Source organism: Kitasatospora sp. NPDC057512 (assembly GCF_042802135.1).
Classification (GTDB): Bacteria; Actinomycetota; Actinomycetes; order Streptomycetales; family Streptomycetaceae; genus Kitasatospora.
Genome location: NZ_JBHVET010001114.1, coordinates 1 through 1,846, shown reverse-complemented (window position 1 = coordinate 1,846; position 1,846 = coordinate 1). Strand labels below are relative to the sequence as shown.

1 protein-coding gene is annotated in these 1,846 nt (G+C 71.2%); it reads left to right on the top strand.

Annotation, left to right across the window (positions count from 1 at the left end; all coding sequences use genetic code 11):
• Positions 1-1,765: M1 family aminopeptidase (locus ACFU6K_RS38135; RefSeq protein WP_380671126.1), on the top strand; the 1,765-nt coding region annotated here is incomplete at its 5' end.
• Positions 1,766-1,846: the final 81 nt, after the last annotated feature.

Sequence of the window (1,846 nt, the reverse complement as noted above, 5' to 3'; positions counted from 1 at the left end):
CCCCAATGTGGCGAGCGCCGCGGACTGCACACCCGCCCAGGTGGTGGCCAACGGCGGTTTCGAGTCCGGTGGTTCGCCCTGGTCGGCGCCGAGCGGCGCGATCACCGCCGACAGCGGTCAGAGCGCGCACTCCGGCAGCTCCTACGCCTGGCTCGACGGCTACGGCTCCAGCCACACCGACACGCTCTCGCAGTCCGTCACCCTCCCCGCCGGGTGCGGCACCGCGACGCTCGGGTTCTGGCTGCACGTCGACACCGCCGAGACCACCGGGAGCACCGCCTACGACAAGCTGACCGTCAAGCTCGGCTCCACCACCCTGGCCACCTACTCCAACCTGGACGCCAAGGCCGGGTACGTGCACAAGACGCTCGACGTCTCCGCCTTCGCCGGTCAGTCCGTGACGCTCGCCTTCACCGGCGTCGAGGACGCCAGCCTGCAGACCAGCTTCGTGCTGGACGACGTCACCCTGGACGTCTCCGGCGGCGGCACGTCGCCCCAGCCCGGCGACCCGACCCGCACCCCGGTCGCGCCGACGTACACCGTCGGCCTCACCAGCGACTCCTCCGGCGGCAGTTGGACCGGGCACGAGAGCGTGACCTTCGGCAACGCCTCGCCCGACCCGCTGAACGAGGTGTACCTGCGGCTGTGGGACAACGCCCACGGCAGCTGCCCCGCCACCCCGATCACGGTGACCAACGTGACCGGCGGCACGCCCGCCCCGCTCACGGTGAACTGCACCGCGCTCAAGATCACCCTGCCGTCCCCGCTCGCGCAGGGCCAGAGCGGCACCGTCGCCTTCGACCTCGGCATCACCGTGCCGAGCGGCGCGGACCGCTTCGGCCACGACGGCGCGTACAACTTCCTCGGCAACGCCCTGCCCGTCCTGGCGATACGGGACGCGGCCGGCTGGCACCTCGACCCGTACACCAACAACGGCGAGTCCTTCTACTCGGTGGCCGCGGACTTCGCCGTCACCCTGGACCACCCGAGCGGTCTGCTGGTGCCCGCGACCGGCACCTCGGTGGACACCCCCGGCGCGGCCGGACGGACCGTCACCAAGGCGACCGCGAGCAAGGTGCGCGACTTCGCCTGGGGCGCCGGGCCGTTCACGAGGATCTCCGGCACCTCCGCGGCCGGGGTGAAGGTCAACGTCTACTCGGTGGCGGGGATCAGCGCGGCCGACTCCCAGTCGATGCTCTCCACCGCGACCTCGGCGGTCGACGCCCACGCCCAGCGCTTCGGCGCCTACCCGTACGGCGAGTTGGACGCGGTGCTCGACAACAACTTCTGGTTCGGCGGCATGGAGTACCCGGGTTTCGTCCTCGACCTGGTCAGCACCACGGCGCTCACCCACGAGATCGGCCACCAGTGGTGGTACGGCATCGTCGGCGACGACGAGTACAACGGCCCCTGGCTGGACGAGGCCTTCACCGACTACGCCACCGACCTCGCCCTCGGCAAGACCGGCAACGGCTGCTGGAGCAGCGTCTCCTGGGCCTCCTCGGCGGAGCGGATCACCAACTCGATGGCGTACTGGGACGCCAACTCCTCCCGGTACTCGACGGTCGTCTACGGCTACGGCAAGTGCGCCCTGCACGACCTGCGCCGGACGATCGGCGACAGCGCGATGACCACGCTGCTGCGGAACTACGCGCAGGCGCACTGGTACGGCGTCTCCACCACCGCGGAGTTCAAGGCCGCGGCCCAGGCCGCCACCACGGTGGACCTGAGCTCCTTCTGGAGCCAGCACCGCATCGACGGCTGAGCCCGGGCACCGCACCGGACACCGCTTCGGGCGTCGCCCTGCCACGCCGCGCCGCCACGGTAGTCGTACCGCGTCAGCTGG